This is a genomic window from Massilia sp. X63 (assembly GCF_041023745.1).
Lineage (GTDB): Bacteria > Pseudomonadota > Gammaproteobacteria > Burkholderiales > Burkholderiaceae_D > Telluria.
In genome coordinates, this window is sequence record NZ_JBFTEF010000041.1 from 1 (window position 1) to 1,349 (window position 1,349).

At 58.4% G+C, this 1,349-nt stretch carries 1 protein-coding gene; it reads left to right on the forward strand.

From position 1 onward, the window contains the following. Positions 1–50: 50 nt before the first annotated feature. Positions 51–1,349 (forward strand): IS4 family transposase (locus tag AB3347_RS25835; RefSeq protein WP_369094516.1); only part of this gene is annotated, 1,299 nt, incomplete at its 3' end.

Sequence of the window (1,349 nt, forward strand, 5' to 3'; positions counted from 1 at the left end):
TTTTATTTTGTCGTTGTAAACGCGCGGCAACGCTGTTAACCTTCGTCGCCATGTTCGACGACACTCTACATTTCCTGGCGAATCACCTCGAGGCTCCCGACTGGGCAAGGTTGGGAGAGCATCTGCCGTATCAATGGGTCGAGCAGGCGGTTGTAAGTACGGAGGCAGCGAGTATCCGACATCGACGCTTGCCCGCCGAGCAGGTGGTATGGCTGATGGTGGCTTTGGCCTTGTACAGGCATAAGTCCATCAGCGAGGTGCTCGATGATCTTGGTCTGGCGCTACCAGATTCGCAAACCCCGTTTGTCAGCAAAAGCGCTGCGGCGCAAGCCCGCCAGCGCGTCGGGGCAGAACCCTTGAAATGGCTGTTCGAGCGCTCGGCGAGGCATTGGGTTGCACAGGACAAGAAGGCCTATCTGTTCAAGGGCCTACAGCTGTTCGCGATGGACGGTACCACCTTGCGCACGCACGATACGGTGGAAAGCCGTGAGCACTTCGGAGCCCAAAGCTACGCCAGCGATACGGTGGCAAGCTACCCTCAAGTGCGCGGCGTCACCTTGACATCGCTTCCAACGCACTTGGTGCATAGTGCTGTGTTCGGGCCGTATTCGACCAATGAAATGCTGTATGCAAAGCAGCTGATCGAAGATATTCCCGATGAATCGTTGACGGTCTTCGATCGAGGTTTCTTGTCTGCCGAGATCTTGTGCGGCCTGACAGGCGGCGGTGCTGAACGGCACTTCATCATTCCGGCCAAGTCGAACACCAAATGGGAAGCGCTAGAAAACGCCAGCGACGACATGCTGGTGCGCATGCGCGTCTCGCCTCAAGCCCGGGCCAAGTGTCCGGAGTTGCCCGAGTTCTGGGAAGCACGCGCCATTACCGTTGTCGACGCGCAGGCACGCAAACGCATTCTACTGACGTCGCTGCGCGATCGCCGACGTTACAAGCCCGCCGACATCGTCGCCTGCTACGACAAGCGCTGGGGAATCGAAACGAGCTATCGGGAACTCAAGCAGACGATGCTCGGCACGGCTCTCACGCTGCGCTCGAAAACGGTTGACGGGATATATCAGGAAATCTGGGGCACGCTCATCGCCTACAACCTGATTCGTCTCGAGATCGCCAAGGCCGCGCTGGCAGTCAAGTGCGAGCCGACCGAAGTGAGCTTCATTCGGGCATTCCACCTGATTCAATTTGAATTGCACTGGGCTGGTGTCACCAGGTCCTACGGCAAATTGCCTGCCTCGATGAAGCACCTTCGGGAAAGGCTGGTCAGCCTCCTGAAAGACGAACGGCCCGGCCGCAAATGCGACCGGGCCGTCAAGGCAGCGCCGAAGCGCTATGCC